A 1,999-nucleotide genomic window follows, 5' to 3' on the forward strand; every position below is an offset into this window, starting at 1 on the left:
GGCTCACAACAGGGTAAATGAAGGAGCCCCGCCAGTATTGGCTCCTCTCGTGCGATCGTGCCACCTTGAGTGTATCGTTTTAATACAATCGGCGATTGGTAGACTTGCACCACGGATAGGCAGTTAGTTTCAGCGTCAGGCAAAAAGGGGGGAAATGCCTCGCACTGGGAGAAAACGATGTCCGTACAAAAAGGCGACTTTCGAACCAACAGAGCCGACTACGTGATTGCCGCGATGCATGGCGGAGTGACCGCCGACGACAGCGTTCGAGACGAGAACCTAGCAAGGAGAAAGAAGTCCCTGTGGCTGAAGGAGCGGCGATCGGCCAAGTCGGCTGAGAACCCGTTGGACAGTTCGCCGCTGTCCAAAAGAAGCCCTCGCGGTTAGCGGTCTACAATCCACTTCCGCGATCACACCATATCCGCACACAACCCACTCGCCCATATTGCAGGCGCCGCCGTCGGTGTTGACTAACTCCGACGGCGGCCCAATTCGTGGCGAAACGACCTCCGTTCTCTTGAGAAGACGGCGGGACTAAGGTCTTGCGCTGTAGACGCAAAGGTCCGAGTGGTCCTGTTAGGTTCCGGAAATGTCTGTTGGACGTTCCGCTATTTTATCCAATTGAAATGTAGCGTTACCTGTATTTCCCGCCCGACATCGGCGCCCGATACTGCTGCCCGACGCTCGGCTGTGTCCCCTCAGCCGATGCGATCACCGCTTTTCGGATCGAACAGATGCAATTGGTCTGGTTCGACAACCAACCTCACCTCGTCGCCTGGCTTCACGCCGGCACGGCCCATGGCAAAGACGCAAAGCTGCTGACTGGCCAGCTTGACGTAGAACTGCGTCGAAAGCCCGAGAGGCTCGACCACACCCACCTCGCCCTTCAACGCGCCCTCATCCGCCAACTTGATATGCTCGGGCCGCAGACCGACGGTGATGGCGTCACCGTCCGTCAGCGGCAGGCCTTCCGGCAGCCGCAGCGCCTGGCCATCGGTCAGTACAGCCTCCGGGGTACCACCCTTGCAAACAATCGCCGGCAGGAAATTCATGCCGGGGGAACCGATGAAACCGGCGACGAACATGTTGGCCGGCCGATCATAGAGATCGAGCGGTGCGCCGACCTGCTGGATCAACCCGTCATGCATGACGACGATCCGGTCGGCCATGGTCATCGCCTCGATCTGGTCATGCGTGACATAAACCGATGTCGTCTTCAGCTGCTGATGCAGCGCCTTGATCTCGGCGCGCATATGGACGCGCAGCTTGGCGTCGAGGTTCGACAGCGGCTCGTCGAACAGGAAAACCTTGGGATCGCGCACGATGGCACGCCCCATGGCGACGCGCTGGCGCTGGCCGCCGGACAGTTGCCGCGGCAGGCGTTGCAGGAACGTGTCGAGCCCGAGCCGCTTGGCGGCGCCGTCCACCCTGGCGTCGATCGTCGTTTTCTCCGCCTTCTTCAGGAGCAGGCTGAAGCCCATGTTCTTCGACACGTCCATATGCGGATAGAGCGCGTAGGACTGGAAAACCATGGCGATGTCGCGGTCCTTGGGTGCCACGTCATTGACCAGCCGCTCGCCGATGCGGATCTCGCCGCCGGAAGCCTCCTCCAGCCCGGCGATCATGCGCAAGAGCGTGGACTTGCCGCAGCCTGACGGCCCAACCAGGACGACGAACTCGCCATCGGCGATTTCAAGGTCGACCGCGTGCAGGACGCGGACGGCGCCATAGTCCTTGCGGACGTTTTCGAGCGTAACAGAGGCCATCGATCTATCCTTTGACGGCGCCGGCGGTAAGGCCGGTGACGAGATAGCGTTGCAGGAAGGCGAAGAAGATACAGACCGGGATCAGCGCCAGGATGGACGCCGCCATCATCTGTCCCCAGTCGACGGCGAACTTGCCGATGAAGGTGAGCAAGCCGACGGCAAAGGTCTTCTGGTCGTCGCTGGAAATCAGCATCAGCGCGAACAGAAGCGCGCTCCAGGCGGCGGTGAAGACG

2 protein-coding genes and 1 pseudogene are annotated in these 1,999 nt (G+C 60.6%); 1 reads left to right on the forward strand and 2 read right to left on the reverse strand.

Going from position 1 to position 1,999, the window contains the following annotated elements; genetic code table 11:
* The first annotated feature begins 177 nt into the window (after window positions 1–177).
* Entirely contained in the window at window positions 178–387 is a 210-nt protein-coding gene (locus tag EN939_RS31955) for a hypothetical protein (protein WP_127271560.1), read from the forward strand.
* A 311-nt stretch (window positions 388–698) separates the two neighbouring features.
* On the opposite strand, the gene EN939_RS31960 is transcribed toward EN939_RS31955, so the two are convergent.
* Both EN939_RS31960 and EN939_RS31965 read right to left on the reverse strand, forming a co-directional pair.
* Complete coding sequence (locus EN939_RS31960; RefSeq protein ID WP_127271561.1) at window positions 699–1,766, reverse strand: ABC transporter ATP-binding protein; 1,068 nt, start codon at window positions 1,764–1,766, stop codon at window positions 699–701.
* A gap of 4 nt (window positions 1,767–1,770) precedes the next feature.
* Window positions 1,771–1,999, reverse strand: a pseudogene (locus EN939_RS31965) (carbohydrate ABC transporter permease); the annotation flags it as partial.

Source organism: Mesorhizobium sp. M7A.F.Ca.CA.002.05.1.1, assembly GCF_003998335.1.
In the GTDB taxonomy this organism is placed as follows: Bacteria; Pseudomonadota; Alphaproteobacteria; order Rhizobiales; family Rhizobiaceae; genus Mesorhizobium.

What these genes read in the sequence shown, in the direction of transcription:
- EN939_RS31960 (WP_127271561.1), bottom strand. Translation starts at nt 1,766, where the DNA reads ATGGCCTCTGTTACGCTCGAAAACGTCCGCAAGGACTATGGCGCCGTC.
- EN939_RS31955 (WP_127271560.1), top strand. Translation starts at nt 178, where the DNA reads ATGTCCGTACAAAAAGGCGACTTTCGAACCAACAGAGCCGACTACGTG.